44 protein-coding genes and 2 rRNA genes (1 of these 46 running past the window's edge) are annotated in these 26166 nt (G+C 35.8%); 6 read left to right on the top strand and 40 right to left on the bottom strand.

Annotation, left to right across the window (positions count from 1 at the left end; translation table 11 throughout):
- Window positions 1–13 precede the first annotated feature (13 nt).
- The 29 genes from P0092_RS08770 to P0092_RS08630 all read right to left on the bottom strand — a co-directional run bounded on the left by P0092_RS08770 (window position 14) and on the right by P0092_RS08630 (window position 14625).
- Window positions 14–442: a DUF5651 domain-containing protein gene (locus P0092_RS08770; protein ID WP_004620102.1), complete on the bottom strand. Its 429-nt coding sequence runs from the start codon at window positions 440–442 to the stop codon at window positions 14–16.
- On the bottom strand, window positions 439–873 hold the full coding sequence (locus tag P0092_RS08765) for a RusA family crossover junction endodeoxyribonuclease (RefSeq protein ID WP_051132018.1): 435 nt from the start codon (window positions 871–873) through the stop codon (window positions 439–441). The genes P0092_RS08770 and P0092_RS08765 overlap by 4 nt, the downstream gene beginning before the upstream one ends.
- Entirely contained in the window at window positions 870–1019 is a 150-nt protein-coding gene (locus P0092_RS08760) for a hypothetical protein (protein ID WP_199398954.1), read from the bottom strand. The genes P0092_RS08765 and P0092_RS08760 overlap by 4 nt, the downstream gene beginning before the upstream one ends.
- Entirely contained in the window at window positions 1012–1419 is a 408-nt protein-coding gene (locus tag P0092_RS08755; RefSeq protein ID WP_004620098.1) for a hypothetical protein, read from the bottom strand. Before P0092_RS08755 ends, P0092_RS08760 begins: the two co-directional genes overlap by 8 nt.
- Entirely contained in the window at window positions 1412–1651 is a 240-nt protein-coding gene (locus P0092_RS08750) for a hypothetical protein (RefSeq protein ID WP_004620096.1), read from the bottom strand. Before P0092_RS08750 ends, P0092_RS08755 begins: the two co-directional genes overlap by 8 nt.
- The gene (locus tag P0092_RS08745) at window positions 1648–1962 is read right to left on the bottom strand and encodes a hypothetical protein (protein WP_004620093.1); all 315 of its coding nucleotides are present in this window, start codon (window positions 1960–1962) and stop codon (window positions 1648–1650) included. The genes P0092_RS08750 and P0092_RS08745 overlap by 4 nt, the downstream gene beginning before the upstream one ends.
- Window positions 1962–2696: an ATP-binding protein gene (locus P0092_RS08740; protein WP_004620090.1), complete on the bottom strand. Its 735-nt coding sequence runs from the start codon at window positions 2694–2696 to the stop codon at window positions 1962–1964. The genes P0092_RS08745 and P0092_RS08740 overlap by 1 nt, the downstream gene beginning before the upstream one ends.
- A complete protein-coding gene (locus tag P0092_RS08735; RefSeq protein ID WP_004620089.1) occupies window positions 2668–3492 on the bottom strand; it encodes a conserved phage C-terminal domain-containing protein in 825 nt (274 codons plus the stop codon). Before P0092_RS08735 ends, P0092_RS08740 begins: the two co-directional genes overlap by 29 nt.
- A 5-nt stretch (window positions 3493–3497) precedes the next feature.
- Window positions 3498–3662: a helix-turn-helix domain-containing protein gene (locus P0092_RS08730; protein WP_004620087.1), complete on the bottom strand. Its 165-nt coding sequence runs from the start codon at window positions 3660–3662 to the stop codon at window positions 3498–3500.
- A gap of 85 nt (window positions 3663–3747) precedes the next feature.
- Window positions 3748–4188 (bottom strand): single-stranded DNA-binding protein, encoded by a 441-nt coding sequence (locus P0092_RS08725; RefSeq protein ID WP_004620085.1) that lies wholly within the window; start codon window positions 4186–4188, stop codon window positions 3748–3750.
- On the bottom strand, window positions 4181–4411 hold the full coding sequence (locus P0092_RS08720) for a hypothetical protein (protein ID WP_004620084.1): 231 nt from the start codon (window positions 4409–4411) through the stop codon (window positions 4181–4183). Before P0092_RS08720 ends, P0092_RS08725 begins: the two co-directional genes overlap by 8 nt.
- Window positions 4412–4468: 57 nt before the next feature.
- Complete coding sequence (locus P0092_RS08715; RefSeq protein ID WP_004620082.1) at window positions 4469–4780, bottom strand: hypothetical protein; 312 nt, start codon at window positions 4778–4780, stop codon at window positions 4469–4471.
- 51 nt (window positions 4781–4831) lie between these two features.
- Window positions 4832–5557, bottom strand: coding sequence for an MBL fold metallo-hydrolase (locus tag P0092_RS08710; protein ID WP_004620080.1), 726 nt, complete (start codon window positions 5555–5557; stop codon window positions 4832–4834).
- Window positions 5532–5678 (bottom strand): hypothetical protein, encoded by a 147-nt coding sequence (locus tag P0092_RS08705; protein ID WP_004620079.1) that lies wholly within the window; start codon window positions 5676–5678, stop codon window positions 5532–5534. Before P0092_RS08705 ends, P0092_RS08710 begins: the two co-directional genes overlap by 26 nt.
- Window positions 5679–5713: 35 nt before the next feature.
- Window positions 5714–6751, bottom strand: a complete 1038-nt coding sequence (locus P0092_RS08700) for a recombinase family protein (protein ID WP_004620076.1) — start codon at window positions 6749–6751, stop codon at window positions 5714–5716.
- Window positions 6752–6979, bottom strand: a complete 228-nt coding sequence (locus P0092_RS08695) for a hypothetical protein (protein WP_004620075.1) — start codon at window positions 6977–6979, stop codon at window positions 6752–6754. It lies immediately after the preceding gene.
- Window positions 6980–7219: a hypothetical protein gene (locus P0092_RS08690; RefSeq protein ID WP_004620073.1), complete on the bottom strand. Its 240-nt coding sequence runs from the start codon at window positions 7217–7219 to the stop codon at window positions 6980–6982. It lies immediately after the preceding gene.
- A gap of 57 nt (window positions 7220–7276) precedes the next feature.
- On the bottom strand, window positions 7277–7990 hold the full coding sequence (locus tag P0092_RS08685) for a hypothetical protein (protein WP_004620070.1): 714 nt from the start codon (window positions 7988–7990) through the stop codon (window positions 7277–7279).
- 17 nt (window positions 7991–8007) lie between these two features.
- Window positions 8008–8400, bottom strand: a complete 393-nt coding sequence (locus P0092_RS08680) for a hypothetical protein (protein ID WP_004620067.1) — start codon at window positions 8398–8400, stop codon at window positions 8008–8010.
- A gap of 2 nt (window positions 8401–8402) precedes the next feature.
- Entirely contained in the window at window positions 8403–10355 is a 1953-nt protein-coding gene (locus P0092_RS08675; protein WP_158498421.1) for an AAA family ATPase, read from the bottom strand.
- Window positions 10356–10483: 128 nt separating this feature from the next.
- Complete coding sequence (locus P0092_RS08670; protein WP_276187169.1) at window positions 10484–11650, bottom strand: Gabija anti-defense Gad2 family protein; 1167 nt, start codon at window positions 11648–11650, stop codon at window positions 10484–10486.
- A 70-nt stretch (window positions 11651–11720) separates the two neighbouring features.
- On the bottom strand, window positions 11721–11930 hold the full coding sequence (locus P0092_RS08665; RefSeq protein ID WP_004620062.1) for a hypothetical protein: 210 nt from the start codon (window positions 11928–11930) through the stop codon (window positions 11721–11723).
- Window positions 11927–12172, bottom strand: coding sequence for an AbrB/MazE/SpoVT family DNA-binding domain-containing protein (locus P0092_RS08660; RefSeq protein WP_040759002.1), 246 nt, complete (start codon window positions 12170–12172; stop codon window positions 11927–11929). The genes P0092_RS08665 and P0092_RS08660 overlap by 4 nt, the downstream gene beginning before the upstream one ends.
- A 37-nt stretch (window positions 12173–12209) precedes the next feature.
- The gene (locus P0092_RS08655; RefSeq protein ID WP_004620058.1) at window positions 12210–12470 is read right to left on the bottom strand and encodes a hypothetical protein; all 261 of its coding nucleotides are present in this window, start codon (window positions 12468–12470) and stop codon (window positions 12210–12212) included.
- 17 nt (window positions 12471–12487) lie between these two features.
- Window positions 12488–12661 (bottom strand): hypothetical protein, encoded by a 174-nt coding sequence (locus P0092_RS08650; RefSeq protein ID WP_158498420.1) that lies wholly within the window; start codon window positions 12659–12661, stop codon window positions 12488–12490.
- Window positions 12662–12668: 7 nt separating this feature from the next.
- Window positions 12669–13190 (bottom strand): hypothetical protein, encoded by a 522-nt coding sequence (locus P0092_RS08645; protein WP_004620057.1) that lies wholly within the window; start codon window positions 13188–13190, stop codon window positions 12669–12671.
- A gap of 13 nt (window positions 13191–13203) precedes the next feature.
- Window positions 13204–13470 (bottom strand): hypothetical protein, encoded by a 267-nt coding sequence (locus tag P0092_RS08640; protein ID WP_004620055.1) that lies wholly within the window; start codon window positions 13468–13470, stop codon window positions 13204–13206.
- Window positions 13471–13540: 70 nt separating this feature from the next.
- A complete protein-coding gene (locus P0092_RS08635) occupies window positions 13541–13804 on the bottom strand; it encodes a hypothetical protein (RefSeq protein WP_004620053.1) in 264 nt (87 codons plus the stop codon).
- A gap of 125 nt (window positions 13805–13929) precedes the next feature.
- Complete coding sequence (locus P0092_RS08630; RefSeq protein ID WP_004620052.1) at window positions 13930–14625, bottom strand: Rha family transcriptional regulator; 696 nt, start codon at window positions 14623–14625, stop codon at window positions 13930–13932.
- Window positions 14626–14703: 78 nt separating this feature from the next.
- Here P0092_RS08630 and P0092_RS08625 point away from each other — a divergent pair, with 78 nt between their 5' ends.
- Window positions 14704–14916 carry a hypothetical protein gene (locus P0092_RS08625; RefSeq protein WP_004620051.1) on the top strand — a complete coding sequence of 71 codons (213 nt, stop codon included), beginning with the start codon at window positions 14704–14706 and terminating at the stop codon, window positions 14914–14916.
- Here P0092_RS08625 and P0092_RS08620 read toward each other — a convergent pair whose 3' ends face one another.
- The gene (locus tag P0092_RS08620; protein ID WP_004620050.1) at window positions 14917–15123 is read right to left on the bottom strand and encodes a hypothetical protein; all 207 of its coding nucleotides are present in this window, start codon (window positions 15121–15123) and stop codon (window positions 14917–14919) included.
- Between the two features lie 15 nt (window positions 15124–15138).
- Window positions 15139–15282, bottom strand: a complete 144-nt coding sequence (locus P0092_RS08615; protein ID WP_004620049.1) for a hypothetical protein — start codon at window positions 15280–15282, stop codon at window positions 15139–15141.
- Between the two features lie 111 nt (window positions 15283–15393).
- Between P0092_RS08615 and P0092_RS08610 the strand changes: the two genes are divergently transcribed.
- The gene (locus P0092_RS08610) at window positions 15394–15603 is read left to right on the top strand and encodes a hypothetical protein (protein WP_004620048.1); all 210 of its coding nucleotides are present in this window, start codon (window positions 15394–15396) and stop codon (window positions 15601–15603) included.
- On the opposite strand, the gene P0092_RS08605 is transcribed toward P0092_RS08610, so the two are convergent.
- Genes P0092_RS08605 through P0092_RS08595 form a run of 3 tightly spaced genes read right to left on the bottom strand, consistent with a single transcriptional unit; the run spans window position 15600 to window position 16349 of the window.
- Window positions 15600–15749, bottom strand: a complete 150-nt coding sequence (locus P0092_RS08605; RefSeq protein ID WP_004620045.1) for a hypothetical protein — start codon at window positions 15747–15749, stop codon at window positions 15600–15602. The two genes, P0092_RS08610 and P0092_RS08605, sit on opposite strands and share 4 nt — an antisense overlap.
- A gap of 32 nt (window positions 15750–15781) precedes the next feature.
- Window positions 15782–16030: an excisionase family DNA-binding protein gene (locus P0092_RS08600; RefSeq protein ID WP_004620040.1), complete on the bottom strand. Its 249-nt coding sequence runs from the start codon at window positions 16028–16030 to the stop codon at window positions 15782–15784.
- A 25-nt stretch (window positions 16031–16055) separates the two neighbouring features.
- Window positions 16056–16349: a helix-turn-helix domain-containing protein gene (locus P0092_RS08595; RefSeq protein ID WP_004620038.1), complete on the bottom strand. Its 294-nt coding sequence runs from the start codon at window positions 16347–16349 to the stop codon at window positions 16056–16058.
- A 186-nt stretch (window positions 16350–16535) separates the two neighbouring features.
- Here P0092_RS08595 and P0092_RS08590 point away from each other — a divergent pair, with 186 nt between their 5' ends.
- Genes P0092_RS08590 through P0092_RS08580 form a run of 3 tightly spaced genes read left to right on the top strand, consistent with a single transcriptional unit; the run spans window position 16536 to window position 18026 of the window.
- Complete coding sequence (locus P0092_RS08590) at window positions 16536–17108, top strand: helix-turn-helix domain-containing protein (protein WP_004620035.1); 573 nt, start codon at window positions 16536–16538, stop codon at window positions 17106–17108.
- Window positions 17109–17152: 44 nt separating this feature from the next.
- A complete protein-coding gene (locus P0092_RS08585) occupies window positions 17153–17902 on the top strand; it encodes a hypothetical protein (RefSeq protein ID WP_004620034.1) in 750 nt (249 codons plus the stop codon).
- Window positions 17889–18026: a cyclic lactone autoinducer peptide gene (locus P0092_RS08580; RefSeq protein ID WP_004620033.1), complete on the top strand. Its 138-nt coding sequence runs from the start codon at window positions 17889–17891 to the stop codon at window positions 18024–18026. The genes P0092_RS08585 and P0092_RS08580 overlap by 14 nt, the downstream gene beginning before the upstream one ends.
- A 79-nt stretch (window positions 18027–18105) precedes the next feature.
- Here the strand turns inward: P0092_RS08580 and P0092_RS08575 are convergent, their stop codons facing one another.
- On the bottom strand, window positions 18106–18723 hold the full coding sequence (locus P0092_RS08575) for an accessory gene regulator ArgB-like protein (protein WP_004620032.1): 618 nt from the start codon (window positions 18721–18723) through the stop codon (window positions 18106–18108).
- A gap of 713 nt (window positions 18724–19436) precedes the next feature.
- Here P0092_RS08575 and P0092_RS08570 point away from each other — a divergent pair.
- On the top strand, window positions 19437–20465 hold the full coding sequence (locus tag P0092_RS08570) for a M23 family metallopeptidase (RefSeq protein ID WP_276187168.1): 1029 nt from the start codon (window positions 19437–19439) through the stop codon (window positions 20463–20465).
- 203 nt (window positions 20466–20668) lie between these two features.
- Here P0092_RS08570 and P0092_RS08565 read toward each other — a convergent pair whose 3' ends face one another.
- From P0092_RS08565 to P0092_RS08545, 5 genes are all read right to left on the bottom strand, one after another.
- Window positions 20669–21418, bottom strand: a complete 750-nt coding sequence (locus P0092_RS08565; RefSeq protein ID WP_004620014.1) for a radical SAM protein — start codon at window positions 21416–21418, stop codon at window positions 20669–20671.
- A gap of 1 nt (window position 21419) precedes the next feature.
- On the bottom strand, window positions 21420–21884 hold the full coding sequence (locus tag P0092_RS08560) for a 6-pyruvoyl trahydropterin synthase family protein (RefSeq protein ID WP_004620013.1): 465 nt from the start codon (window positions 21882–21884) through the stop codon (window positions 21420–21422).
- A 48-nt stretch (window positions 21885–21932) separates the two neighbouring features.
- Entirely contained in the window at window positions 21933–22610 is a 678-nt protein-coding gene (gene queC, locus P0092_RS08555) for a 7-cyano-7-deazaguanine synthase QueC (protein WP_040759050.1), read from the bottom strand.
- Between the two features lie 911 nt (window positions 22611–23521).
- Window positions 23522–23638 (bottom strand): 5S ribosomal RNA (gene rrf / locus P0092_RS08550).
- A 243-nt stretch (window positions 23639–23881) separates the two neighbouring features.
- Window positions 23882–26166: ribosomal RNA gene (locus P0092_RS08545) — 23S ribosomal RNA — on the bottom strand (it continues 768 nt past the right edge of the window).

Here is a 26166-nt window from a genome sequence, read left to right as displayed (position 1 = left end):
TTGCTATTGTCTACTACACCTTAAACTCACACTTGCCTTTTTCATCGTGGCAAGGTGCAACTTCTAATTTCTTCAATGTCTTCCTCAAATTGCACCGTTTGTAATCTCTGGTACAAGTCTCACAGACAGTCAACGCCTGCTCCGTCAGTTCATCGAGATGTTCACGTTTTACAGTGAGCTCCTTCTCTCCAACCTTCTTTTTAACCTTATCCGGTGGAATTACAGCAATCTCACAGGTCTTAGTTGCTTTCAATATCTTCTTACAGTCCTGAGCCGGTATCCTGTTAACAATCGCCTGAAACAACTCTAAACCATGCTTCCCGAGTTCTTGAGCTTCTTCGACTTCATTGCCTTTTAATCCTAACTGCATTACTCCTTCGGTCAGATATCCGCAAATTGCAGCAAAGAGAATTAAGTCTGTTTTCTGCTGTTCAGTAATCATACTGCTACCTCTGAAATTTCTACTTCAACCCTTGGGTCATTGCTATAGAATTTTTCAACTATAGCACTTACAATCTGGCTATCATCATCATATGCAAGACCGTTGAGGGCATCAGATATAATTTTCCCGACATTATCCCAATCAGGCTTTTTCGTATGCCTTATCTTGCCGTTAAGAATATCGTTATATCTTTGTAATGTCTGGGGCTTTGGTTTTTTAGCCTTGGGAATTTCGCCTTGTGGGATTTTGAAATATGCTTTTATATCAATTTTGAGTTGTCCTTGAAGTTTCTTATTGGCGTGTTGAATAATGTATAATTCTTTAACTAATGTTTCATAGTTAAGTGTCTTTTCAGGTGTATATGTACCAAACTTACCTACTCTTGGCCTACCTTTTGCACACGGCTCACCCGGTATTGTCAGTTTTATCAAAACAAAATCACCCCCAGGATTAAAGCAGTCATCATGCACCATAAAGCCCTTAACCATTTAATTTTTTGCCCATAGGCATATAATCCCGCTATTAACATGAAAAGCATCATCAATCCGATTCCGATAATCTGCAATGTGTCACTCATGGTTGCCCTCCTTGTATGGTTCTGGTAGTTCCCGCCAGGCTAATATATTGGTGTATATTTCTGACGGTTCATCCCACTCTCTAACCCATCTGCCATCACCCATGTAGTACAAAGTAGTTGGCACTATCGCAAACTTATTGATTGTTACCAAATATGCTTTAGGCTCTCCGTTTTCAGGATTAGGATTACCCGGCAACCTCTCGCTTACAGGTATCCACCTTTGTTGCTGCTGTTCTTTGAATAATTGTTCAATCACATGTTCCATACTTTCCATGTAATCCGCACATTCAATCATGAATTTCCGTTGTCCTATGTTTAAAATATCCCAATTTCCATATACTCCGTCTGAGTTAGGGTATTTAACATTTTCACGGATAGTGTCGATAAATCTATTACTCATTTGGCTCACTCCAATCTAGTTTTTGCCCGCAATGTGAACAACAGCTCAAATTTTCAAATACTATGTTTGGTAATTTTTTGCGGCAGTGTGGACATGCATTCCTATTATCTATGTCTAGTATTTTTTTTGGCACTTGCTTTTCAAGAGAATCAAATATAACTTTTACAATATCATCCTCCCAATGACCTTTGTGTTGTTCCATTACTTTTTGGGCTCTTTGTATCTCGCTCACTTCCACCCCTCCGAACTTTCAATAAATTTCAGAGCCATGGCACTCATTTGACTTGCTTCGCAGGCTAAAAGCTTTGCATTTTCCCCAAGTTGTTTAATTTGTTCAGCTGCGTCCAAATTATTTCTTATAAGTTCCCATGCCTTTTCAAAGCCGTCCATTACTCTCTGTAATTCTTCTTGAGATTCCTGCAATTCCTCATAAATTATAGCTATCCCGTGATATTGACTTGGAAACTTTCCGTGTTCATCGTAGCTCCAAACCAGTTCATTATGTATTAACATTTCCGCATCATTGATTAGTCCTTGTCGCATTATAAGCCCTCCATTCTGTGATTTAATTCCTTTCCCTTTAATTCAACAATTCGTCCCTTACACATTTCAATAATCCTGCTCCCGGTTGCATCATCAAAGTCAACTAATTGTCTAGAATAATACTCAGAAGAAACGAGTATAGGTAATTGCTTCAGATATCTGTGGTTAATAAGTTCAAACATTATTCGCATTTCTGATTCATTCATTTTTCCGTCTTTAGTTGCTCCTTTAAATAAATCATCTATCAGCAAAACCGGGGCCATTTTAAATTTATCCATTCGTGATTGGTATTCTTCTTCATCGTTTATTATCTGCTTGAGCTGTGTTACCACCTCACGATAAGGCATATATAGCACTCCAATGCCACGTTTCAGCAGTTCATTTGCTATTGCTATTGTTAAATGTGTTTTACCTGAGCCGGGTTGACCTAACAGAGCAATAGAATTATTTCGTCCTAATTTGATAGTCTGAAAGTTATGTAAATACTCAGTTGCTATTGTTCTAGCCTTTTTTTGTTCAATGTGTTCTTTGCCCTCGCTATCAAGTTTAGGCTTATAAGCATTAACTGTTTTAGATTTATCACTGTCAGATATTCCACTTGCTGCCATGATTCTTTTGTAAAACTTCAACTCTCGGCACTTACATGGAGCAGCACTATTAGATTCCGCATTGAATATAAACTCTGTATCCTGACACAATTCACAATCAAAAGTCGACTTCTTCGTCTGCTGCACTTGTGTCTCCGTTAAACATGACTTTAGCAAAGTCATACTCCCCTTCTGTATTTTGTTGATTATTTCCGCTATTGGATCCATTCTTACTCCCTTTCTCATTCAAGTACCCTTCAAACTTTGTACCAAATAGAGTTTCCGGTCTAAGATACTTATTCATCACGGGGTCATTAAGCCATGTGTCTACTTTGTTATCTATTACTGTATAAAAGTCTTGTACCGTAAATCCTTCATTCCACCGAGCTGATATAAGGGTTTGTGTTTTGGCTGAAGTATGTTTATAATTCTTATTTGCTTTTTGATTGAGGTAATCAATAATAGACTGGAAAGGTATATTATTATTTACCTTCTTTACCTTCTTATCTTTCTTTCTTTCTTCTCTAGTGGTTAGGTCTTGGTTAGGTCTTGGTTGGCTGTTGGTTAGGTCTTGGTTAATTGGTTGGTTAGCTTCTTCATTATCACTTTGGTATAACTCCCAATTTATAATGGTTACAAGGATTCCTGTCTTGGTTGTTTTGTAGGTTAAAAAATCAAGTTTTCTAAATCTTTCTAGAGCAGTTCTTACATTCTGTCGTGTGATTCCAACACCACAACAATCAATAATTGAATTTGCACTTGTAACAAATTGACCTATACTTACTTCAAACTTTCTACCCTCCCATTCCCATTGTTTTGGCTTAAAATTTGCCATTGCTAATAAAGTAACTAATATAGCTTTTTGTTCAGGTGTACTTTTCAGCCATATAGGTTTGGTAAATAACTCTCGCCAAGTTTTAAAATATCCAACGGGTTGAATCAATCATCTCACCCCTCAACCCCTAAAACTGCCTTCAACTTCTCCAGATTTTCAGGAGATGGAGAGCAACCGCCTTTTTCCCACAAAATATATGCTGAAACAGAAACACCAACTTTTACCGCTACCTCAATCTGTGTAAGTCCCTTTTTATTTCTGAGTTCCTTTAAATTCATAGTCGTATTCCTCCTTCCTATTGCTATTAATCCTACTACTATAAATAATGTTTGGCGGTCAAAAAGATTTATGTTAACTTTTTATTTACGGGAAGTCTAACCCTCCGTTAAAAGGCAAATCATCATCTTCCATAGGAGGATAGAAGCCGTCCCCGGATTCACTTACAGTAGGTTCTGAACTATCCGGCTTATTAGCAATTGGAGCTGTTCTCTTGCTGTCTGCAAAATAAGTTTCCTCTGCAACAACCTCTGTAACATAATGTTTTTTACCCTCATTATCGTCCCATGTTCTGGTCTGAATCCTACCAACCACAACAACCTGTAGTCCTTTTGTGAAGTATTTGCCTACAAATTCGGCAGTTTTCCCCCATGCAACTACATTAATAAAATCTGCCTGTGGCTGCCCTTCTTTTGCAAAACGCCTGTTTACGGCAAGAGTAAAGCTCGCAACCGCTGTATTGTTTCCACTGGTGTATCTCAGGTCGGTGTCTTTAGTCAATCGGCCCATAAGTATTGATTTATTCATTACGTACCTCCAGTTTTCCAAAAGTAGGTTTGGTTGAAATTGACCATTTGTTAAGTATGTTTTCAACACATAATTCTTCCTTTTTCGTACCTATATTGAATAAATTTATATCGATTCTGCCAAAACCTTCTCCCACATTTTGGAGTGATACTATTCTTCCACTGGCTTGAATCGACTTTACCAATTCATTTGCAAGGTATTTTATCTTTTCATCTTCATCCAATTTTTTTGTACTTATGGAAACTCTCCATAAAAATAATTTAAATGATATTTTAATACGTCATTCCTCCTTTGGTTCCCAATTTTTGCAATTCACTTTAGGTTTTATAGGTTGCTTATAGATATTATTCTCAAACTCTAATTCTGAATTTATCTTACATTCTCTGTACAACCAATGTTCTGTATCTCCTCCCGGTAATTCCGGATGGTCGCAATAATCATGGACAATACTTCCATGTGCACAAGTTATACAAGTTTTATTGTCTGGATTGTACCAACATATTTTTTCATGTTCTTCTATATCTTTAATATTGCTTTTGTGTCTATATCCACATTTGAACTTACAACCATAAACTTTATATTCTATTGGCATATTCCCTATCAACCTCCATAACCGATTACATCAACCACCGTCATTTCTCCTTTACCACTCACACCCCAAAATAATCTCCATACCCGGCTCTGCAATTACAGTGTCAGCATATTTGCTAACCTCTCTCAAAATCCTGTCAGAATCGCTGTTACGGTCTGAAAGGTGTAATAAGACAATCTTTTGTACTTTGCTTAAATCTGTTCTATCCAGAAATATTTTTACGTTTTCAAGGCTGAAATGAGATTTTAGAAGCCTCTTTTTCATTGATACATCAATAAATCCGTCAGCTACATTTTTATCCAAGGTATCTTTGCAGTAATTTGTCTCTAGCAAAATATAATTAAGTCCCTTGAAGTTGTATCGAATCATGTATGTATCAGTAGCAAAGAGAATTGTTTCCCCGGTAGGAATATACTTGATTATGTATCCAAGACTAGGCACATCATGTTCAATATTAAATGGAATTACCAGAAAATCACCCATTACATGTTGACTATTATGTTCTACTCCTATAAGGCTGTACTGTGTCCCAGTGATTGAAGCGGTATTTTTATCCGTTAAAACTGTTATGCCATTGTTCAGAACGTCCAAAATAGCTTTTGAGTGGTCTTTATGACAATGGGTTACTAAACACCCCACCACATTACTTAAATCAAAATTTAAGGCTTTTAACGTGTCCTTCCATGGCATTCCACAGTCAAAAATTAACTTTCCAGTTGGGGATTGTAATATATAGCAGTTGCCAGAAGAACTACTTCCAACTACTTTTATTTTCATCGTCTGAATCCTCCGTAATCTTATTTGTTTTATTTGCTGCAATAATAGCTGCAATTACGACACCAACAGTAAGTATTGCAAAGAATATAACGACTCCAATTAGATTTAATAAAACATCCATAATCCCTCCACGGGGAGGGGGTTTTCACCCCTCAGTTAAAATTTGGGTCCATTCTGTGAGCCGTCTTGTGTATTCTCTGATTGTAGTTCTGGTTCGGGTCCTGAATCATTAACTGGTTGAGATTCAACATCTACAGCACCGGAAACGTCAATTGTTTCAGAACACATTTCTTTGTCAACTTCCTCTGCAAGTTCAGCTTCAGCAAAGGCAATTTCATTTTGCTTCAATCTCATGTAATCATCATCAATTTTTTGGCTGTCAATTGTAATATCAGAGTAGGCAGCTCTTGAAATCGTTTTGTGGCACATCTGTTCATACCAACCTTCGACTTTCTCTGTGCCGACCTTCTTACCGTTTTCCCATTTATCCTTTTCACCGCCCCAGAACTCAACGCTTGCATATTGAGGCTTTCTTTTTTCAATATCATGTAAATTAAATATAACAAGTTTGTTATGTTCGGGATTTCCTGAAAAAATATGATAGTAAAAACCACCGACTATTTCCCCGCGGTCAAAAGGACTTGTAATTTCAAATTCGTAACTTTCAATTTTATTTGAAGCACTCTTTTTGATGGGTTTAAAAACATCTTTTGAAAAAACAAGTTCAACAATTACACTGTCAGGAATATCAAGGCCGTACTTTTTACCCTTCAATTCAAGCCCTCGGTATCCTTCAATAAAACCGATATCATATTTTTTTGTAGTATTGTTCTTGTAGGGAATCATATTGATATGATTCTTTTGAGCAGGGTCAAGACCTATTCGTGCATATGAGACAACATTCCTTGCTAAGATTTCCATATTGATGTTTTCCCATGAAAAAGACAATGTTTCTTTATACTTCTCATTTGTAGTCTTTTCATTTTTTACTATTCTCTTTGCCTCAGCTGTTTTTAAAGTTGCATCAAGCACAATAAAATAGTTCCGAGCTAACCTTTTCTGGAAGTCTGTAAGTTGTATTTCACCGACACCACTTGAAAACTCTTTCATAACCATTGCCGTAAATCTTTCACTTGCATTCAACTTCTTTGGTGCAGCTTTTGTAACCGCCGTTGTTGCGTTTTGTTCTGTCATTTACGTATCCTTCCTGTCTGCAAATTTTATTCTTTCAGAGATTACCGTTACAATATTGCCATTTCTCAATTCGACTATGGCAATACTGTTTAAGCCATCTTCTCTAGTACCTTCCTCAGAGAATCCATGAAAATATCCCTCTTGAATACCTGTGTTAATACCTTTTTGCGTATAACCTGACCAATCAGGAATATCAACTATTACAGGCCTTAATGTTTCCTTATCCATTTATTTATCCTCCACTTTTATTACGTTATCCCATGTTTCTATTGTTGTAGTTACAGTTCTTTCGAGAACAGCGAGTCCGTAATCACTAGCAATTTTAAAAGCTTCATCTTTAGAAAAACATGTAGCGTTCTCACTAAATTTTGTAAATTCCAGTCCGTTTGCATTATTACTTACCAAAAAAACAAATATATCTTTTGGTAATACAACATAGTAGTTTACTATTTTCTTAACCTGCGACATTTATATAACCTCTCTTTCAATAAGAAGGGTTAAGGGGGAGATATACTCCCCATCCCTTTAAGAAATAATCTTTACGTTGCATTCCTCAAGCTTTTCATTCAAATAGGCCTTTACATTCTGCATTGCATACAATCTCCAAATACCGCCGTCTGCTTCAAATATTGCAGCTCTGGGGCCTGCCTGTATACGGAATATAAAATTACTTTCGGGTTGTTCAACCTCTGCAAAAGTCCTGAATGGGCAGAGGGTAACAGGGTTAGGAACTTCAACTTCTTCAACTCTTGCTATACCAGCTTTTGCAACAACTTTTTGTGATACTCCATCGTCCTTAGTGGTTACATTGTTTTCCTCAACAATATTTCCGGCAACCTTTAATATAGCTGCACGGTCCGGGTTTTCCAAAAAGCAAGACTGTAACATAATATTGAAATTTTCAACGTCCATAAATTCCCCATAACGAATCCTTGGTGTCCACGCTTCGCACTCAATATATTGATGCCTACGTGCATCGTCCCTGAGTTCGGAATATACACTTACACTTATTGGTGAGTTTACATGTACAACGAGTGGCCCGGTGAGCTTATCAACATTTTCCTTTATGTAATCAACTAGCCCGGTAAGAGTAGAAATTCTGACTGGACTTACAATCGGTGTTGGGTCATACACCTTACCGATACGGTGAAGTTCTTCCGTAGAATACGATTCCCCGTTTACTTCCATAACCTTAGTGTCTTTCAAACTCATCAAATACTGTAATGCTGCCTTAATCATTTTTCATACCTCCATCATTATCTATTTATGTTTAAGATTTTCTTACCTGAACTTTGCTTCTCGGCATTATCTTCGAGAATTTCCCCGGTGTCCTCGTCAACAACTCTCATTTGGCCTTTCACCTGACCTTTAATGTATTCCTTAGCAGTTACCACTCCACTATCATCATCCCTGCCAATGAACACCTGAGTTGTAACAGGCTTATAAGGTGCGACTGTAGACTTCGTTACAACTTCAATTGCTGCGGATTCCCTGTCAAGTGGCTTGAAAGTCATCGTTATGGTTAACTTTCTAGCCTTTTTATCATCAGTATTTGGGTCTGCAATATTCTCGAGTACTTTTTGAATCTCAATATCTGCTTGTTCTACCAATGCACCTTTTGCAAGGTTTAAAATATTTAATCCGTCCATTGTTATATATCCCTCCCTTCTACTCTTAAATTGTTATCAGTATCACTAACAACCAACCTTATAACCTGTGCATTTACAGGTGCTAAATCAACTACACTTTCAGCATTATCAATAAAAATCGGTGCTGATGCATTGTAGAATCCGTTAAGAACTTTTATAATATCTAGTCCTGCATTTATCCTTCCGGCATTGTTTGCACTGTTAAACTCAACGTAAGAGCCGTTTGTATTAATAAGAGTTTCGCAACATTCAACCACAGCTCCGTTAATTTGTGTGTCAAACAACTTGAATTTAACAAGAGAGAATTTATTGTTTATGCAATCCTCCAAGAGATTACATTTTGACCTTGTGAACTTTTCAATAAGGAATTCGTCTTTTTGAAGGTCAGCAATCTGTTGAGCAGTGTTCTTTTGCTCCTGCTTTAACTCTTCAATCCTAGCTTTCGCCTTATCAATTGTGTCTTTGTTTCCAAGCTGTTGATTAAGAATTGCAATTTTACTTTCTATTACTGCCTTTGACTGTTTCAATTCAGAGGTATTGTCCTCCGCAGGCTTCTGTAATTCTGTCTGCAAGGTTTTTATCTGTTCGGAAATATTCTTATATTCCTCGTCAGAATCAAGGTCTACATCTACCTTTTGAACGTCAGGAAGGCTATTCAATGTTTCTGTAAATTTATCAAGTCCACCCTGTTTAACAACCATGCTTTCCTGATTTTTTTGAATAAGTTCTTTCAAAGTTTCTATTCTCTTTTTATTTGGTACTCCTGAATTGTTAATTAAATCAAGTGTTGCTGACTTTTGTTTTTCAAATTTTACTCTAAGTTCTTCCGTCTTAGCTCCTGCCATATCATCGGGTAAATTCTGACTGCATGTAGGACATGTTAACCCTGTAGGCTCAACAAATTTCTTTGCATTTTCCTCAATCCATTGATTCCTCAGTTCAGAGTTCTTTTTCTCCAAGTCCTCAATTTCAACACCATATCTTTCATTGTCGGATACAAGATTCTTAATTTCTGATTTCACCGATGAAATTGTTGATTGAAGTTGGTTTTTCTTTAGAATTGTTTCATTAGCAGCTTTATTAGCTGCATTTGTTAAATCAATTTCCCTCTGTTGGAGCTGAATTTTTAGGTTGCTCAATTTCTGCTGCTTCTCTATGTATTCCTTAGCTGCTTCATCAAAGTTCATTAGTTTTGCTTCAACTGCCTGCAAAGCAATTTGTTGTTGTTGAATATCCTTTTCGACTTCGGATAAATCAACTTCAACCGGCATACTTTTTGTAACTTCATCTATTCTGGTCGGAATTTTGGTCATTTGTTCATTGAAGGCTTTTAATCTTGCAGATACTATCTTTTTATAGTCCTCGATTGATTTCCCATTCAGGATTACTGATAAGTCTTTTAAATCCGGGTTTGAGAAAATTACATCTTCATCCGAAATATTGGCTCCGGCAAGCTCAAATAATATTTCTCTTTTTTTCTCCCATTTAAGTTGAGTATTGAAGTACAATGGGTCCGTAATCAGTTTGAAAAGGTTTTCATTTATCAGACTGTCAATTTTGGCTGTATATTCACCTTTTTTCAAAGGAACATCATCACACCAGTAATCAGTTTCATGGCCGGAAAACTCCTGCAACTCCTGCCGTTTTTTCTTTACCCACTTTTCACGGAATGTCTTTTTTAGCTTGACTTCTTTACCGTCACAGTCCATGACAGCTTCAACCTCTGTATCCAGAAAGTGAATTGCATTTCCTGCTTCATCCTGTGGCTTGATTGCAAAGTCCTTTTTATTCTGGCTATCCTTATCGAATAACAGCCAGTTTAAAGCATCTTTAATTGTGGTCTTTCCCTTACCGTTATTTCCGTAAATGTCAGCATTTTTGCCGTCCACATTTAGGGTGAACTCTTTTAAACCTTTAAAGTTCTTTATTATCAATTGCTTGAGTGTTATCCTCACTGTTCGAACCTCCTTCACAAATTCACATGTTTTAGCTCTATATTTAAGCCTACATATCTCATATTTCTTACAGTTCATTACACACAATACCGGCACAGGAGCACCTTCTGTATCATGGAGAATCATAATTAAAAAATCCTATTTATTACTTCAAAAAGGTATGTGTTATCAATTTTGAAATTAGAATCTTCCTCTGCCTTTTTTTCCATACAAGCGATTGCCTGAGAAAAATATGCACTGTCTACCCCGGCTAACTGGTCTTTGAATGTTTTAAAATCTTTCAGATTTAATTCACCGACCTGTAAACACATTTTTAGATACTGACCTGCATTGATAGTCCAACCCCTTGAAATGAATTTTCTTGTGCGTATAATCGAGCATACAGGGTACTTGGAACCAATATAGTACAGTTCTTTATTAATAATTGATTCTAAAGCCCGGGATGGCAGAGTTAATTCATTATCAAAAAATGAATAGCAGCATGTGCAATGAACAAAATCATAGTTTTTATGTATTTCTTCCGGCGAACCGTAGAATCTTATTACTAGTTGAATTTTGTCTGATAAAGATATAGCATTAGTAGAAAAGAAAACTGGTCTATATTTGGGCTTATCATCATTTATTGTTGGTGATTCGGCATAAGGTTCAGTTTCATCAGATATCCCATTTGATTCCTGTTCTTCCTCGAATTCTTCGTCCTTTGCAATACCTTCACTTCGAATAAAGCACTGTATTCTATCATCTCTATCCTCAATTTTTACTTCGCTACAATGCGTATCATTGAACTTTTTAGCATAGTATTCAGCAACTTTTTGACATGCTTCTTTTGTTCTAAAATACACATCATAGTCGTGAACTTCTTCTCCATTAAGCATTGAAACAATACAACCACCTGTAATAATAATGTTTTCACGAAGGATTTTAACTATTTCTGTATCGTCCACATATTTCAACCAATCCTCTATTTTTGCAGTTAAAGCCTTTTTTATGTTTTTCCCAATCACTATAATTCCTCCGTTCTGAAATAAATTTTCCCTGTCTCTTCGTCCTGCTCTAGCAATTGCAGCCATTAATAAACATGCAACCATGCTTTCTGGGGGATTAAATCCAAGTGCTTTAAGCTCTCCATCAAACTTATCCGCAGTACTGTTAATAATTTCTTTTTTCCCATTTTCATCTGATATGAGCATTAACCCTAATCCAATAGTTAAAAAATGCACCTTAAACTGTTGCATCACATTTTCTTTCAAGTCCTCTTTACTCATTTTATTAATAGCATTGTTAGCCTCTTTCATAATATCCATCTTTACATTACCGTCCTTTCGATATATAATCTGTTTGAATTTATTTTCTTAACACCTTAAATTAGGTGTTTTCTTTTTGTTCTGGCCTTACCTCATAAATCAATACAACAGCTGCCACAAATACCAAAGGCAATAAAAACTCACTACCTGTGCCATCATATCCTCTAACTTTGTCTGCATAATCCACCGCCCAAGGTAATAATAAAACTCCTAAGACAAATGCAATAATTAGGGCTACTGGCTTTTTAATCCTGAATCTTCGCTTTCTCACAGCTTTTTCAGCTCCTTTAAGCAAGCAGGACAGAAATTTTTACCCTTAAATGTTTTCAAATTTTCGTCAACATTTCCGCAGAAATCGCATCCGGGAGTATACTTTTTCAGAATTATGCAATCACCTTCTGTAAAGATTTCCAACGGGTCTTTCTCTTCAATAGTCATTGTTCTCCTGAGTTCAACTGGCAGAACAACCCTTCCCAATTCATCTACTTTCCTTACTACTCCTGTACTTTTCATAATCATTCACCTTTACCTTTCAAAAATATTTTTTTGTTTAAATAACTTCTTCACCTCTGTGCCACCGTTGGCACTTATCAAGATTAAACGTGCTTTTATTACCGGTACCAGTGTGTGGCATCCCTTCTACCATGCAATTGTAAATGTATATATCCGTACAGTTCCACAGCTGTTTAAGTTGATTCATAGTTATACATGAAACATCAATTTTAAGAAGTTGAACTAATTCAGCTGTTGAATAACATTCCGGACAACTTGTTTGAAATATTTTGCTATCATAATTTCTTCCGCCACCCAACTATAGACCTCCTTTCATTACCACAAGCCCTCTAAATGTTGATAACACCAACACTTGTTATATGTATTATCACAGTAGCTTTTAAGCTGATTATCGTATCCCTTTCCTTGAAAATTTGTCCGCTCTGTTCCACGTTTGCAATTTATCTTCTTGAGCTTGTCGCAAGAGTTCTCATAATACGGACATTTCATATTCCAATCACCCCTCAATCTGAATCAATTCTTCCAAGTGTTCTGAAAGCAACTTTTCAGCTTCAGATTTATTAATTTTCCGGGGTTCGGGACGTTGCCAGAGAAGATGATGTTTTGATTTGTCAAAAGATAAACTATAGTAATGACGATTTGGCCTTAACACCTCAACAATGTCCAAAGTGTGATTAGAATCTACTGTTAAATCATCAGTTAATAAAGAAATATTTAAGTAACACTCATCTACATCTAAAAGAACGTTTGCAGGGTCTAAAATTACTTTATTAAATGTGCCATCCCTTGAAATAACTAAATCTCCCGTCCTCAACATATCCTTTGTGAACTTTTGCGGTTCGGGGACAAGTTCGAATTTGGCACAACAAGACTCGTTTATTTCTTCGACATTGTTATATGATTTAAAACTTTTAATTCCTTGGTTGGTAATGAAATGGCCGTTTTCTATTTTATAAACTTTACCTTTAGTGAAATATGGACAATCACCTTTTACACACCTAACTTTAAAATCTTTCATCCTGATACCTCCCTTACAAAAATAGTTCTGTTAAATCCAATGCTACCTCCGGCATTGTGTAAAAAACTTTGCTGTTTGCTTTTAACAGCTTATAAATCTCAGTCACTACAAGTTGAGCTTCGCCGTCCTCATATGTACCTAAAAGGTGCTTCTTAAATAATGATTTGCCAAATATGTTAGTCCCGTAGTACCTGCCGTTTATGTATTTGTCTTGTGCATAAATTTTTGAAAATGAATTGAAATTAAAGATTAAATCCTTGTCTTGACTTAGAATTTTCATTGTTCCGACTCCTGACAAAATTAATATAGTTCTTTGGTTTCTTTAGCTCTTGTCAGAAGTAAATTGATGGTTACTCGTTTGTTACTGGTTCGTATGTTTTTTCAAAGACATTAGGCTTGCATGAGTAAAATTCACCGTTAACACCTTTGATTATGTAGTCGTTACTATCGGCTAACATAGGCCCTTCTAACGTTTTAATAAGTACTTTAATACCAGAGGCTACCGTTATATATTTAATTGCACCGCTTATTATTGCCTCGATAAACCAATCTGGCGTTTCTTCTTGATTCTGGTTAAAAGCTTCAACCACTACAGGCTTTTTGCGATACTTCATACTACCCTCCTACAGTAAGTAAATTAGAATCATCAGTAAGATACCGAATCCGGTAAATCCCCAAGCGAAAGAATTTGATTCACGACATTTTGTTTCGATTTTCTTTAACATGGTGGTGGCTCCTTTCAGGCTACAAATTTGATTGTGTACTCTTTTACAATTGCTGAATATATTTCACGAAGCTTTGGGTCTGATTCAACAATGTCCATCTTATTTACTTTATCTATTGCTGATTTCGCAGCTCCTTCAATCTTCATCCTGTATCTTTGATTGTTAAGCCTGCGGTTTAAATCAACATGAGCACGTTCTTCCAGTAGTTTGTAGCTCTCTGTTTTTAACTCCCGGTACTTCGAGTTCCCAACGGCCTTTACAATCTTATTGAGCATACGGTTTATATCATCTCTCCACTTATCCGGTGTGCTTATTACAGTATCTTTTATTGTCTGAGTAGTTAACTGCAACGTATTGACTTGGGATTTCAAATCTTTCATTGACTGAGCTTGCATTATAATCAGGTCTTCTATTGATTGTGGTTTAGGCTCATGTTTCATGGCCAGTTCAATTAATTTCGCTCTGACTACAGCATCATACCGGGCTGCTAATTGAAGTACTCCTTCTTTGGTAAGTATGTAGTATGGTCTTTTTTCACCTTTTGCATCTTTGTATTCAACCAATCCAAATTTGGATTGGTACTCAATCCCACCGGATACAAGCTTTTCGATTTCATCTCTTATATCTCTCATTACATGTGGGTGTTGTTTCCCAGTTACCTCTGCGATTTCCATTGAAGTCATTTGGTTTAATTCTGATAATTCGTTCAAGGGGTTTCCTCCTTTCTTTTAGTATTTAACAATTAATGGTAAAATGTACTTGGCAGCGGACTACCAAGGAGGATTTATATGGAGAGAGAAAAAACTAATATTGAAATTTTAAACGAAAACTTTCACAGCATTATTACTGAAATTCTCAATCGCTTTGACTTCAATAAAACTAGCGATATTGAGGAATTAACAAAATCTTATTGTGACCAATATTTAGAAGTACGTAGGTTGGTAAAAGAGATATACACTCCTGAACCAACAAAACTTACAATTAAAACTTTGAAAAAATAATTACTTACCAATGTCCGCTGCCGTTAAATTTTCTTCTTTACTTACTACAACAATTTGTCTTTCAGTTTCTCCATCAAATGCCACGGTTTCAGCTAACACTGTATCCTTTACAGATTCAAGGACACTTAATACTGTACTTACAGGAAGTTCAGAACCTTTTACCATACTGCAAATGCCATCATGTAATAAATTTCTATTGAATCCCATTAAACTGCCTCCTTTCTAAATATCTCTTGCCTGAAAACAAAGTTTTGATATTGTTTCAGCTAACTTACAGGAAATTTCAAAACACTCATTTTTAGTTGCATTATCCTGTAGCTTTTGAAGGGTTCTTATCTGTTCTTCAATTACTGATTTATAATCCATCTAGCTCGCCTCCTTTCTTTAAATTCCTAAATTTTCAATCTTTTGTATTTTGTGGTATAATCCTTTCACAGGCTATTGCAGTAGCCGAGTAAATAGAAAGGAAGATGTTCTATGACTGAATTAAACGCTTTATACCAAACCATCACTGAAGTTAGTAGTTGTCAAATTGCACAGCAGCGTATTAATGAAGGTTGGCATCTTATAAATGCCGGATTTAGAACCAATAAGGAATATTCCGAAACCGTGTACATCTTAGGAAACACTAAGAAAATAGTCCCCGGAAAAGTAAATGTTGAAATCCTTCAAAATCAAAAGGATTAATACTCCACGTTTTCAGGTCTTCCCATCATGTACACTATATTAGCATTGATAGTAACATCAAGGAGTACCCATCCCCTGTTAAGAAGGAGGTTAGCTTCATCACAATGAAGTACTTCCTTCAATTCTTTTATTTTAATAGTTAACATTTAAATCGCCTCCTTTCTCGCTTGCATTGAAATTATTCTTGAACTTTTCTTAACTTTCCGTATAGCTGTGTGGATTCAGTTTGGATTGCCTGTGTTTCTTGATTTCTTAACCATATATCCAATGATTCTTTGCGAAACAAGTATATTCTTCCGACATGAATGAACGGTATTTCCTTTTGTCTAGCCAATTTCAGTAAGAATCCATAGGATATTCCTAAATAATTTGATGCAGTCTTTGCATCCCAGGTTACACGTTCCTTTGTTAAGTTTTTTTCTTCCATAATCTAACCTGCTTTCTAAGATTCATCAACTAGCTTGATACTCTCTAAGTTTTTCTTTCAAATCTGGATATATATCCTCGAGCTTGCAACCGTACATTTTACACAACTCTAAAGCTAACTGTAACGAAGGTTTTTTGTCTGTTCCTAGTTTTTCTAATTTGCAAAGATAAGAGATAGAACAACTCAATTCTGCACTTTGTAGGGCTTTTACTTTAGATTCAACATCCTCCCTTTTTAATCCAACATTTTCTCGAAGTCTGCCTAAAGCATTTAACTTATCTACCTTTGTTTTCCTCAAATGTTTATCACTTCCTTTCATTAACATATTATCCTATCAGTCAATTATTAGCAATTTTGAATATTGACTATAATTCATAATTATGGATGATTTATGAATATTATTCCATTTTTTTAAACATTCTTTGACTATAGTTCATTTTTTCTTGACATTTATTGACTGCCAGTCTATTATTATACTTAAAGTATAATATATGGAGGAGTTGAAATGTTTTCTCGAAGACTTGCATTGTTGATGGAAAAGTTTAATTTAAAGCCAGCCGACTTAGCCAACGAATTGGGAGTTACTCCATCAGCGATAAGTAAACTATTGGCAGAAGAAGGCAGGTATCCCAGTATTGAAAATTTAAAAAAGCTAAGGAGGATTTTTAATGTTAGTATTGATTATTTGTTAGGATGTGATATTGAAGACATTAATGATATGTTAAATACAGTTGATGTAACTTATATAGCTTCAGCTATAAAAGAATTAAGACGAACCATGAATTTATCCCAGAAAGAATTTGCTTTATATAATGATTTAAAAGTAAAAGAAATTAAAGACATTGAAGACGGTAAGTCAGTAGATATAAATACAATTAACCAAATTGCTAATCTTTCTGGTGTTAGTATTTATAAATTATTAGGTCAGAATCAACCATACTCTGAAGATAACACTGAAAAAAACAAATTAATAAAATTCGCTGCAAATTTAGATAATAGAGAATTTATGAATATTGCAATAAGAATAAAAAACTCTGGAATACCATTGGATAATATAATTATTGCAAGAAAACTTTAATTAATTTATTTCTTGTCATGTAAATGAATTTACGGAGGTTTGTTATGGAGAATTTTAGTATATTAAACACTTGTATTTTATCAATACCGCAATTTTTCCTTTGTTTTATGTTTTCTTTAGTCGTTATCGGCAAGGGAAGTGAAGTCCCTTTTAAATGTGATTCAAACAAATTTATCATTAGTTTACTGAAAATATTATTTTTGGCGAGCATAGTTTCATTTATTGGCTCTTTTATTGGTACTTTTATTCCTAGCATGAATATAGTATCAATTGCATATATGGTAGTATATTGCATAATACTGAAATATTTCTACAATACTACATGGATGGAATCGTTGTTAGGTGTAGCAGCTTTTTCCATTCTTATTATTAGTTTTGAATCATTATATGTCCCCTACTGCATTCGCTATTTTTATAATGGTAGCGAAGCTAATTTATTAAACTCTCCGGCACTAAAGATATTTTTATGTTTTATACCTGAAAGAATCGTACAAATAATTGCTATAATTTCTTTTTGGAACTTTAGCTCAGTAATACAAAAATTAAAGCAATATCAAATTGGGCTTAAAGGATTTATATTTATTGTTTTCACTTTATTTTTCATTGAACTAAATCTTACTAAAATTGTGATTGCTTATTTCCCAGTATTTAGCTTGGATACAAAAATATTGCTAGGTTTATGTTGTGCATGTAGTGGACTTCTAAATTTTGTGATATTATATCATTATATAAAGGTTATAACAAAGGTTTCAAAATATCATATAGAAAGGAGTGTTGAAAATGGACAACACTAAAAAAATATTATCACTTATTGATTCAGGAGTTACTAAAGTTGCAGAAACAAAAGCAGACAATTTTTGTTTCCTTTGGGGATATCAACCTAAAACTCCAAAAGCATTAAAAAAGATTAAAAAGTAAAAAAAAGCAACTTTACGGAGAAAGTTGCCAATAAATATAATTTCTTGTCGATTAATAATACCAAATTTACGCTAGACAGTCAATATAGTTTGATTGTCTTTTTCATTCTGTTTGTATTTTGAATTATCGGTAAAATTGTAAGAACTTCCAACATACAACCAATGCTTATTGATATAGATATGTAATTTTTATTTAGTACAAGAAATAAAATAACCCATATATATAAAAACCGATGTGTTGTTATAGACTTCTTTTTAAATTTTAGAATTTCATCTTTATCTGTTATCATATTGTTTTTAGAACCCTTAGGAGCATATTTGAATAAGCATATATGGCAAAAAATAAATATAATTATTAAAATGATTATGGTTAATATATTTGATAATAATTGAAAGTAGCTGATTATGGTTCCGGGAATTACACAAATTAAAGTTGTAAATATTATACAACCTATTTCAGTTTTCATGTGAAACCCGCCTGCATTTCTTCTTAGAATAGCAAATGAAAAAGCAACTAACATAGTTGCTAAAAATGATTTTATTATTAAAGATACTATTGCCATAATCAAGATTTTAACTACATCTCCATACAATGATTGAAACCCGAAATAGCGTATTGTTCTTTGTTGATGATTTAGACCGAGCTGTTTAGCAAAATAATTAGCACTTTTATATGATAATTTCTCTATTATTCTCATTCTATACTCCTATTTAAAATCATTAATAAAATAATTATATAGCATGTATTAAATAAATCAAACTAGTTTAATACATCGAAAGATATCGGGGAAAACTTGGGGAAAATTCGGGGAAAATATTTAATTAAATATTACATATTAAAGATAAGAACAAATAAATTGAATTCCATGTAACACTTGATATATCAAGAATATACGATTTAAAATAAAAAGAAATAAATATATTTTGCGCACTCCAAAACCGTCGGCTGCGGGTTCAAGTCCTGTCTCCCCTGCCAAGTAAATAGCCACTTTCGAGGTTTCTCGAAAGTGGCTATTGTTATGTAAAAGCGTAATTTCAGCAGAATACTATTTTTTACTTGATTAACATCAGTTAACTTCTGATATATTAGGAATCCTCTAATAGGTATGGGAAATAGTCGTTATGCTGTTTTAATATATTCATAGGTTTGGTCTTGTATTGCCATTAAATCATCAGCGTTCCGTTTAGCCAAATTGACATAATCATCAAGCATTTCTGAATTAACACTATATCGTAGAAACAGATACAAAATACTAAACTTTCCATTCTCATTTTGATTATCCAATTTCATAAAATACTCTCATTAGTTTTAATCCATATATTTACATTTATTAAATTATTTTACATTTAATTTTTAATGAGCTATAATGATTACGGCATTTAATATATTTTACTTTAGGAGGAAATTAGTATGAAAAATTTAAAAACAAAAAAGCTCTTATCCCTAGTAAGTCTATTACTCGTATTGACAACTATGTTTGCGTCAACACTGAGTACGTTTGCCGTGACGGTTTCAGTTGGAGATGACGGAACTGCAAACTTTACAAACGCCAAGTTCTACATATTAGGATCATCAAATGTAACTACTTATACGTCTTCTTCAGGTACAACGGTATCTGGTTCAATATATCCGAATGACCTTTGTACAGTGCTAAGCGCAACAGGCACCTATTGGAAAGTTAGTTACCCCACATCTAATGGTTCTAAGACAGCTTATTGCAATAAATCTAATATACTTAACAATACGAGCTATTGCAAAAGAATTAGTATGGGTGAAAATACTACTGTTTACACTAAATCAGATATGAGTACCCATTTCGGTACTGTATATACAACTGATACAATTTATATGTTATCTCCAATTTCCAGTGGAAAGGCGCAAATAATTTATCCAACATCCGGCGGATATAAAATTGGCTGGATTTATGCAGCAACAACATCTTCTTCAACTTGGAGGTATCCAATGGATAATTATTACTGCACATGGAGTTCTTCGACAAACTTAAGTTGGGGTAATTATAATAGTAATAGTTCAGGACGTAACTACCATGTTGGTATTGATATATATGGCACATCAGGAAAAGTATATGCTGCCGCTACAGGCACCGTTGCTGCAGTTGGATTTAACAGTTCAAACGGAAACTATGTCGTTGTTGAACATAGAATAGGCTCCTCAACCGTTTATAGTTTTTATGCTCACCTTAGTTCATACTCAGTTTCAAAAGGTAATTCCGTTAGTGCCGGACAACAAATCGGAGTTGCTGGTAAAACCGGTTCAGCTGCTACTGGAGTTCACCTTCATTTTGCAATTATAGATTCACTTAATTCAGATGGTGGGTACTATGGTTACGTAACATCGTTTTCAGGTAACAAGGTGACATATAGTGGCCGTACATTTTACAATCCTAATTATGTAATATCCTACAATGCATTACCCTAATAAAATTTAACATATAAATAGAGTACTACATACCTGTAAAAAAATAGGTATGTAGTACTCTTATTTATGTTTTATAGTTGTCACCTGTTTCACATGTACACTGATTGTAAAAGTAAATATGTGCTTTTAGGCTTTTAATTATTTCTCTGAACATTGTTGTTTTTTATAAATTTGGGAAATATTGAGGACAAACCAGATATACTTTATACCCCCCTTGCTTCAGGGGGCCAAATGAATTTGTGTATTTGAAGACTCAATCTCACATTTAATCCGTATTTCTCAAAGTACGCATTATTTTCTTTTAACATATTAACTATTTCAATAGCTTCCAGCTTCCCAAAAACAGGCAAAAAATTAATAGTAACACCTGTTTTAGATAGAATATTACTATATTCCTTAATGGTTTCAAATGCGAATTTTAAATCTCTCCTGGTGCCAACTATAAATTTTATTTCATCCTCTGGGCCTAATAACTCAAAATTCTCATTATAAATATTATAGTTGGACATTCCGGAGTCAGGACATTTAACGTCTAAAGCATAGTTTAGTGTTAAAAAGCTAATATTATCTACTGCAAAATCATTTAACTCGGTCTTACTATACAAAGGGCAGCTCCCGTTAGTTTCAATCCGCACCTTAAATCCTTTAGAAGCCAGATATAGGGGAAGATATCTCTTAGCTTTATTTAATTCAAGAGGCTCTCCTCCGGTACACAATACATTCTTGCAATTATAGCTCTCCAATATATTGACAATTCCATCCGGCTTGAGTACTTGAATGCCATTGCCTAACTCGTTATAGCTATACTTAGTATCACAATAATTACACCTCAAATTACAGCCTGCCGCCCTTACAAATGTCACAACTGAACCTGCAGATATACCCTCACCGGAAACACTGTTAAAAATCTCAATAATTGGTATTCGTCTCTGTTCAAAATCCTGTAACTTCATACTATACCTCTCTGATAACTTCAGCAAAACTAGTGGTAGTTTCCCATATTTTTATTTTATCAACCACAATATCACTATCAGCTAATTCCTGAGTAAGAACATCAAAAAAACTTGCTGCCATTTCCTCTGCGGTAGGTCTATATTTAACTGATGCAACTTTCTTTCCGCTGCTCTTTAATAATTCTGCTATCTGACGTTCTACAGAATCATTCGTATCACACCAAAACATAAATGCATGATCAAGAGGCTCAATTATTTTTCTCTGAACTATTGCTTTAAGGTCAGAAAAGTCCATTACCATTCCATCTGAGTGAAGAGTATCTTCAAGTACCCCTTTATCTTTTCTCGATATTTGAACCTGCATTCTATATGTATGACCATGTAGGTTACTGCACAACCCTCTGTGGTTTGATAACATGTGCGCCATATCCCAAGAAAATTCTTTAGTTATAGATATTTTACCCAATCAGTTCTCTCCTAACTTTAACATAATATTAAAGGTTCAATTCTTCATCTAAATCACGGTATATTGTAGCGGGTCTTTTTCCCCGGCTTCTTTAAAAGCCTTCAAGCGCAAGGAACAACTGTCACATGTTCCGCAAGCCAATTCTTCGCCACGGTAGCATGTCCATGTAAGGCTATAGTCTACTCCTAATTTAATACCTAACTTTATCTCATCCGATTTAGTCATACATACCAGAGGAGCATGAATTTTAATTTTTTTACCTTCTTCTACAGCACATACTGTACCAAAGTTAATAGCATTTTCCATAGCATCAATAAATTCTTGTCTACAATCAACATACCCCGAATAGTCAACTTCACTTACACCGATAAATATATCTTGTGCACCGATTACTTCTGCGTAAGATGCTGCAAAGGACAAGAAAATCATATTTCGTGCCGGTACATATGTTATTGGAATTTTACCATTATGTATATTACTGTCGGGTACACTAATACTAGAGTCTGTTAGCGCAGAGCCACCCCATGCATCCATATTTGTATTTACAATAATGTGTTCTTTAACACCAGCTTTTTCTGAAATTATCTTGGCGCATTCAAGCTCTTTAAAATGCCTTTGTCCATAATTAAAAGATATAGCATATATTTCATATCCTTGAGATTTTGCTATGTATAAAGCTGTTGTGGAGTCCATACCTCCTGATAATAAAACTACTGCCTTTTTCAACATTACCAAACCCTTTCATTTTATAGCTGTAATAACAATAATTTACCATTTATATGTATTAATTTCAAATTTAATTTCCGTAACAGTCGACTAAATAGAATTTATGTATAGCTTATCGTTTACATATTTAGGAAACTAATGAAAAATAGGCCACCTTAATTTATTTTTTCTTTGTTTGACTTACATTGTACTTAATCTTGTACCAAAAGAAAAATTATTAAGTGACCTATTCTTTTTTGATGGTTTGAAATACTTTTGATTTTAAGTGACTAATTTTTTCTGTTTAACGGTAGTAAAGTTAGAATCTGTCACGTTTTTTACTTGAATATTATGCTTGTCAGGATAACTTTTGCAGGTTGCAAAAGGACAAGTTTATGGAAGGTCAAGTTAACATAACTATACTAATGTTGCCTATCCAAATTCTAATTTTCAAATGTCTATACTGCCGTTAAACATAAAAAAATCTTTAATACGTGAGGATGTCATTCTAAGATTGATTAACCCTAATGTGAGAGAAGTGTGTGGTCAATGCCACAAAAGTATTATAGCACTGAAAGTCCCATAAATCAATAGTTTTGTAAAATTTTATATCATATCTTATATTTTACAATTTATTTTATATTTTGACATAATGCATGATAATTCACATTTTAGTATTATATATTTACATAATTTGCATCACAGTTTTATATAAACTGCATGTTCACATATAAGGCTATTCTCTTACATCCTGAACTATTAGTAAACTTATATTATTTTTTAGCAAATTTTCCTGCTTGAAACTTAAGAAGGTATTTTATTACTCAAAGGTTCTAGATAAATCTTTTTTCTGAATTACACAGTCATGAATGCTATGACTTCGCCTAAAGCAAAACAAAACCTCAAGCTATAAGCTTGAGGTTTTCATATAAATCCGGCGGAGACCTACTTTCCCGAGCCGTTTCCAGCCAAGTATTATCGGCACTGAGATGCTTAACTGCCGTGTTCGGTATGGGAACGGGTGTATCCATCTCGTCATTTCCACCAGAAAATTTAAAATTGTGATAAGCTTCGTATTACTGCGTCAGATTTAGTTCTTGTGGTGCTCATTTATGTGTATAAACTCCGCTCCTCATCACTCATCTTCCTTGTACTACTCGCTTCTGACAATTTTGTTAACTTTTTTTAAGATACTTTTGTACCTTCAGAACTGATTAATGTTATTCTCTTAAGAAGATGTAAAGCTCTCATTGTCTGGTTAAGACCTTCTACTTTTGAATACCTGTTTTCTTTGGGTCAAACCCTCGACCTATTAGTATCAGTCAGCTTAACACATTACTATGCTTACACTCCTGACCTATCAACCATGTAGTCTACATGGGGTCTTACCTATTGCTAGTGGGATATCTCATCTTGAGGTGGGTTTCACGCTTAGATGCCTTCAGCGTTTATCCCTGCCGAACTTGGCTACCCAGCTGTGCCATTGGTATGACAACTGGTGCACTAGAGGTTCGTCCATCCCGGTCCTCTCGTACTAAGGACAGATCCTCTCAAATATCCTGCGCCCGCGACAGATAGGGACCGAACTGTCTCACGACGTTCTGAACCCAGCTCGCGTACCGCTTTAATTGGCGAACAGCCAAACCCTTGGAACCTGCTACAGCTCCAGGATGCGATGAGCCGACATCGAGGTGCCAAACCTCCCCGTCGATGTGGACTCTTGGGGGAGATAAGCCTGTTATCCCCAGGGTAGCTTTTATCCGTTGAGCGATGGCAATTCCACTTTCATACCACCGGATCACTAAGCCCTACTTTCGTACCTGCTCGAGGTGTTTCTCTCACAGTCAGGCTACCTTATGCCTTTGCACTCGTTGCGCGATTTCCAACCGCGCTGAGGTAACCTTTGGACGCCTCCGTTACTCTTTGGGAGGCGACCGCCCCAGTCAAACTGCCCACCTGACAGTGTCCCTAGACCAGCTTATGGTCTCAGGTTAGAGTTCCAGTACTTTTAGAGTGGTATCCCAACGTCGACTCCTTGATGGCTGGCGCCACCAATTCTCAGTCTCCCACCTATCCTGTACAAAAAATACCGAAACCCAATATCAAGCTACAGTGAAGCTCCATGGGGTCTTTCCGTCTAGTCGCGGGTAACTTGCATCTTCACAAGTACTACAATTTCGCCGGGTACGTTGTTGAGACAGTGCCCAAGTCATTACGCCATTCGTGCGGGTCAGAACTTACCTGACAAGGAATTTCGCTACCTTAGGACCGTTATAGTTACGGCCGCCGTTTACTGGGGCTTAAGTTCATGCCTTCGGGTTTCCCCTAAGCAATTCCCGTAACCTTCCAGCACCGGGCAGGCGTCAGCCCCTATACTTCATCTTTCGATTTAGCAGAGACCTGTGTTTTTGATAAACAGTTGCTTGGGCCTATTCTCTGCGGCCTCAATTGCTTGAGGCACCCCTTTTCGCTAACTTACGGGGTCAATTTGCCGAGTTCCTTAACAACGCTTCTCCCGCTCGTCTTAGGATTCTCTCCTCACCTACCTGTGTCGGTTTGCGGTACTGGTACCTTTAATCTGGATAGTGGTTTTTCTCGTCAGTGTGGAATCTGTCACTTCGGTACTTGTTTTCCCTCCGCATCACGTCTTCGAAACATCCGGCGGATTTGCCTACCGGATTATCTACCTCGCTTGCACGATCTTTTCCAGCTGATCGCTTGACTTATCCTCCTGCGTCCCCACCTCTCTCATAACGATTAACGGTAGTACAGGAATTTCAACCTGTTGTCCATCACTTACGCCTTTCGGCCTCAGCTTAGGTCCAGACTTACCCTGGGCGGACGAACCTTCCCCAGGAAACCTTAGGTTTTCGACGGTAAAGATTCTCACTTTACTCTCGCTACTTATTCCGGCATTCTCACTACTGCTTCGTCCACAAGTCCTTTCGATCTTGCTTCAACCTACAACAGTAAGCTCCCCTACCACCCTCGTGCATCCAATACTATCTCCTAGTACACAGTTTAGCTATGAGATAATTTGACCAAATGTTTTGAATCATTTTTCATATGATACATTTGGTGAAATTACCTAGCTCTATTTTACTTGCTAGGCGATACTATTGGATGCACGCTGATCCATAGCTTCGGTACACAGTTTAGCCCCGGTAATTTTCGGCGCAGGCTCACTCGACTAGTGAGCTATTACGCACTCTTTGAATGAGTGGCTGCTTCTAAGCCAACATCCTAGTTGTCTTAGCAAGCCCACATCCTTTTCCACTTAACTGTGATTTTGGGACCTTAGCTGATGGTCTGGGCTGTTTCCCTTTTGACCATGGGACTTATCTCTCATAGTCTGACTCCCAAGTAACATCATTACGGCATTCGGAGTTTGATAGGGTTCGGTAACCCGGTAAGGCCCCTAGCCCATTCAGTGCTCTACCTCCGTATGATTTTCCCTTGAGGCTAGCCCTAAAGCTATTTCGGGGAGAACCAGCTATCTCCGAGTTCGATTGGAATTTCTCCGCCACCCACAGCTCATCCCAGACCTTTTCAACGGTCATGTGGTTCGGTCCTCCAC

Source organism: Ruminiclostridium papyrosolvens DSM 2782 (assembly GCF_029318685.1).
GTDB lineage: Bacteria > Bacillota > Clostridia > Acetivibrionales > DSM-1351 > Ruminiclostridium > Ruminiclostridium papyrosolvens.
The sequence above is the reverse complement of the archived record's forward strand: the minus strand, read 5'-3'. Positions and strand labels throughout refer to the sequence as shown.

Bases quoted from the DNA above. Each gene is read 5' to 3' on its own strand.
- P0092_RS08685 (WP_004620070.1), bottom strand. From the start codon at position 7,990: ATGATTAAGGCAGCATTACAGTATTTGATGAGTTTGAAAGACACTAAG.
- P0092_RS08635 (WP_004620053.1), bottom strand. From the start codon at position 13,804: ATGAAGTATCGCAAAAAGCCTGTAGTGGTTGAAGCTTTTAACCAGAAT.
- P0092_RS08745 (WP_004620093.1), bottom strand. From the start codon at position 1,962: ATGCGACAAGGACTAATCAATGATGCGGAAATGTTAATACATAATGAA.
- P0092_RS08645 (WP_004620057.1), bottom strand. From the start codon at position 13,190: ATGAAAGATTTTAAAGTTAGGTGTGTAAAAGGTGATTGTCCATATTTC.
- P0092_RS08700 (WP_004620076.1), bottom strand. From the start codon at position 6,751: ATGACAGAACAAAACGCAACAACGGCGGTTACAAAAGCTGCACCAAAG.
- P0092_RS08690 (WP_004620073.1), bottom strand. From the start codon at position 7,219: ATGTCGCAGGTTAAGAAAATAGTAAACTACTATGTTGTATTACCAAAA.
- P0092_RS08670 (WP_276187169.1), bottom strand. From the start codon at position 11,650: ATGAAAGAGGCTAACAATGCTATTAATAAAATGAGTAAAGAGGACTTG.
- P0092_RS08620 (WP_004620050.1), bottom strand. From the start codon at position 15,123: ATGGGATTCAATAGAAATTTATTACATGATGGCATTTGCAGTATGGTA.
- P0092_RS08590 (WP_004620035.1), top strand. From the start codon at position 16,536: ATGTTTTCTCGAAGACTTGCATTGTTGATGGAAAAGTTTAATTTAAAG.
- P0092_RS08640 (WP_004620055.1), bottom strand. From the start codon at position 13,470: ATGAAAATTCTAAGTCAAGACAAGGATTTAATCTTTAATTTCAATTCA.
- P0092_RS08730 (WP_004620087.1), bottom strand. From the start codon at position 3,662: ATGAATTTAAAGGAACTCAGAAATAAAAAGGGACTTACACAGATTGAG.
- P0092_RS08610 (WP_004620048.1), top strand. From the start codon at position 15,394: ATGACTGAATTAAACGCTTTATACCAAACCATCACTGAAGTTAGTAGT.
- P0092_RS08715 (WP_004620082.1), bottom strand. From the start codon at position 4,780: ATGCCAATAGAATATAAAGTTTATGGTTGTAAGTTCAAATGTGGATAT.
- P0092_RS08725 (WP_004620085.1), bottom strand. From the start codon at position 4,188: ATGAATAAATCAATACTTATGGGCCGATTGACTAAAGACACCGACCTG.
- P0092_RS08600 (WP_004620040.1), bottom strand. From the start codon at position 16,030: ATGGAAGAAAAAAACTTAACAAAGGAACGTGTAACCTGGGATGCAAAG.
- P0092_RS08565 (WP_004620014.1), bottom strand. From the start codon at position 21,418: ATGAAGTTACAGGATTTTGAACAGAGACGAATACCAATTATTGAGATT.
- P0092_RS08680 (WP_004620067.1), bottom strand. From the start codon at position 8,400: ATGGACGGATTAAATATTTTAAACCTTGCAAAAGGTGCATTGGTAGAA.
- P0092_RS08770 (WP_004620102.1), bottom strand. From the start codon at position 442: ATGATTACTGAACAGCAGAAAACAGACTTAATTCTCTTTGCTGCAATT.
- P0092_RS08570 (WP_276187168.1), top strand. From the start codon at position 19,437: ATGAAAAATTTAAAAACAAAAAAGCTCTTATCCCTAGTAAGTCTATTA.
- P0092_RS08710 (WP_004620080.1), bottom strand. From the start codon at position 5,557: ATGAAAATAAAAGTAGTTGGAAGTAGTTCTTCTGGCAACTGCTATATA.
- P0092_RS08615 (WP_004620049.1), bottom strand. From the start codon at position 15,282: ATGGATTATAAATCAGTAATTGAAGAACAGATAAGAACCCTTCAAAAG.
- P0092_RS08660 (WP_040759002.1), bottom strand. From the start codon at position 12,172: ATGAAAAGTACAGGAGTAGTAAGGAAAGTAGATGAATTGGGAAGGGTT.
- P0092_RS08755 (WP_004620098.1), bottom strand. From the start codon at position 1,419: ATGAGTAATAGATTTATCGACACTATCCGTGAAAATGTTAAATACCCT.
- P0092_RS08605 (WP_004620045.1), bottom strand. From the start codon at position 15,749: ATGTTAACTATTAAAATAAAAGAATTGAAGGAAGTACTTCATTGTGAT.
- P0092_RS08625 (WP_004620051.1), top strand. From the start codon at position 14,704: ATGGAGAGAGAAAAAACTAATATTGAAATTTTAAACGAAAACTTTCAC.
- P0092_RS08575 (WP_004620032.1), bottom strand. From the start codon at position 18,723: ATGAGAATAATAGAGAAATTATCATATAAAAGTGCTAATTATTTTGCT.
- P0092_RS08595 (WP_004620038.1), bottom strand. From the start codon at position 16,349: ATGAAAGGAAGTGATAAACATTTGAGGAAAACAAAGGTAGATAAGTTA.
- P0092_RS08760 (WP_199398954.1), bottom strand. From the start codon at position 1,019: ATGAGTGACACATTGCAGATTATCGGAATCGGATTGATGATGCTTTTC.
- P0092_RS08580 (WP_004620033.1), top strand. From the start codon at position 17,889: ATGGACAACACTAAAAAAATATTATCACTTATTGATTCAGGAGTTACT.
- P0092_RS08705 (WP_004620079.1), bottom strand. From the start codon at position 5,678: ATGGATGTTTTATTAAATCTAATTGGAGTCGTTATATTCTTTGCAATA.
- P0092_RS08650 (WP_158498420.1), bottom strand. From the start codon at position 12,661: ATGAAATGTCCGTATTATGAGAACTCTTGCGACAAGCTCAAGAAGATA.
- P0092_RS08585 (WP_004620034.1), top strand. From the start codon at position 17,153: ATGGAGAATTTTAGTATATTAAACACTTGTATTTTATCAATACCGCAA.
- P0092_RS08695 (WP_004620075.1), bottom strand. From the start codon at position 6,979: ATGGATAAGGAAACATTAAGGCCTGTAATAGTTGATATTCCTGATTGG.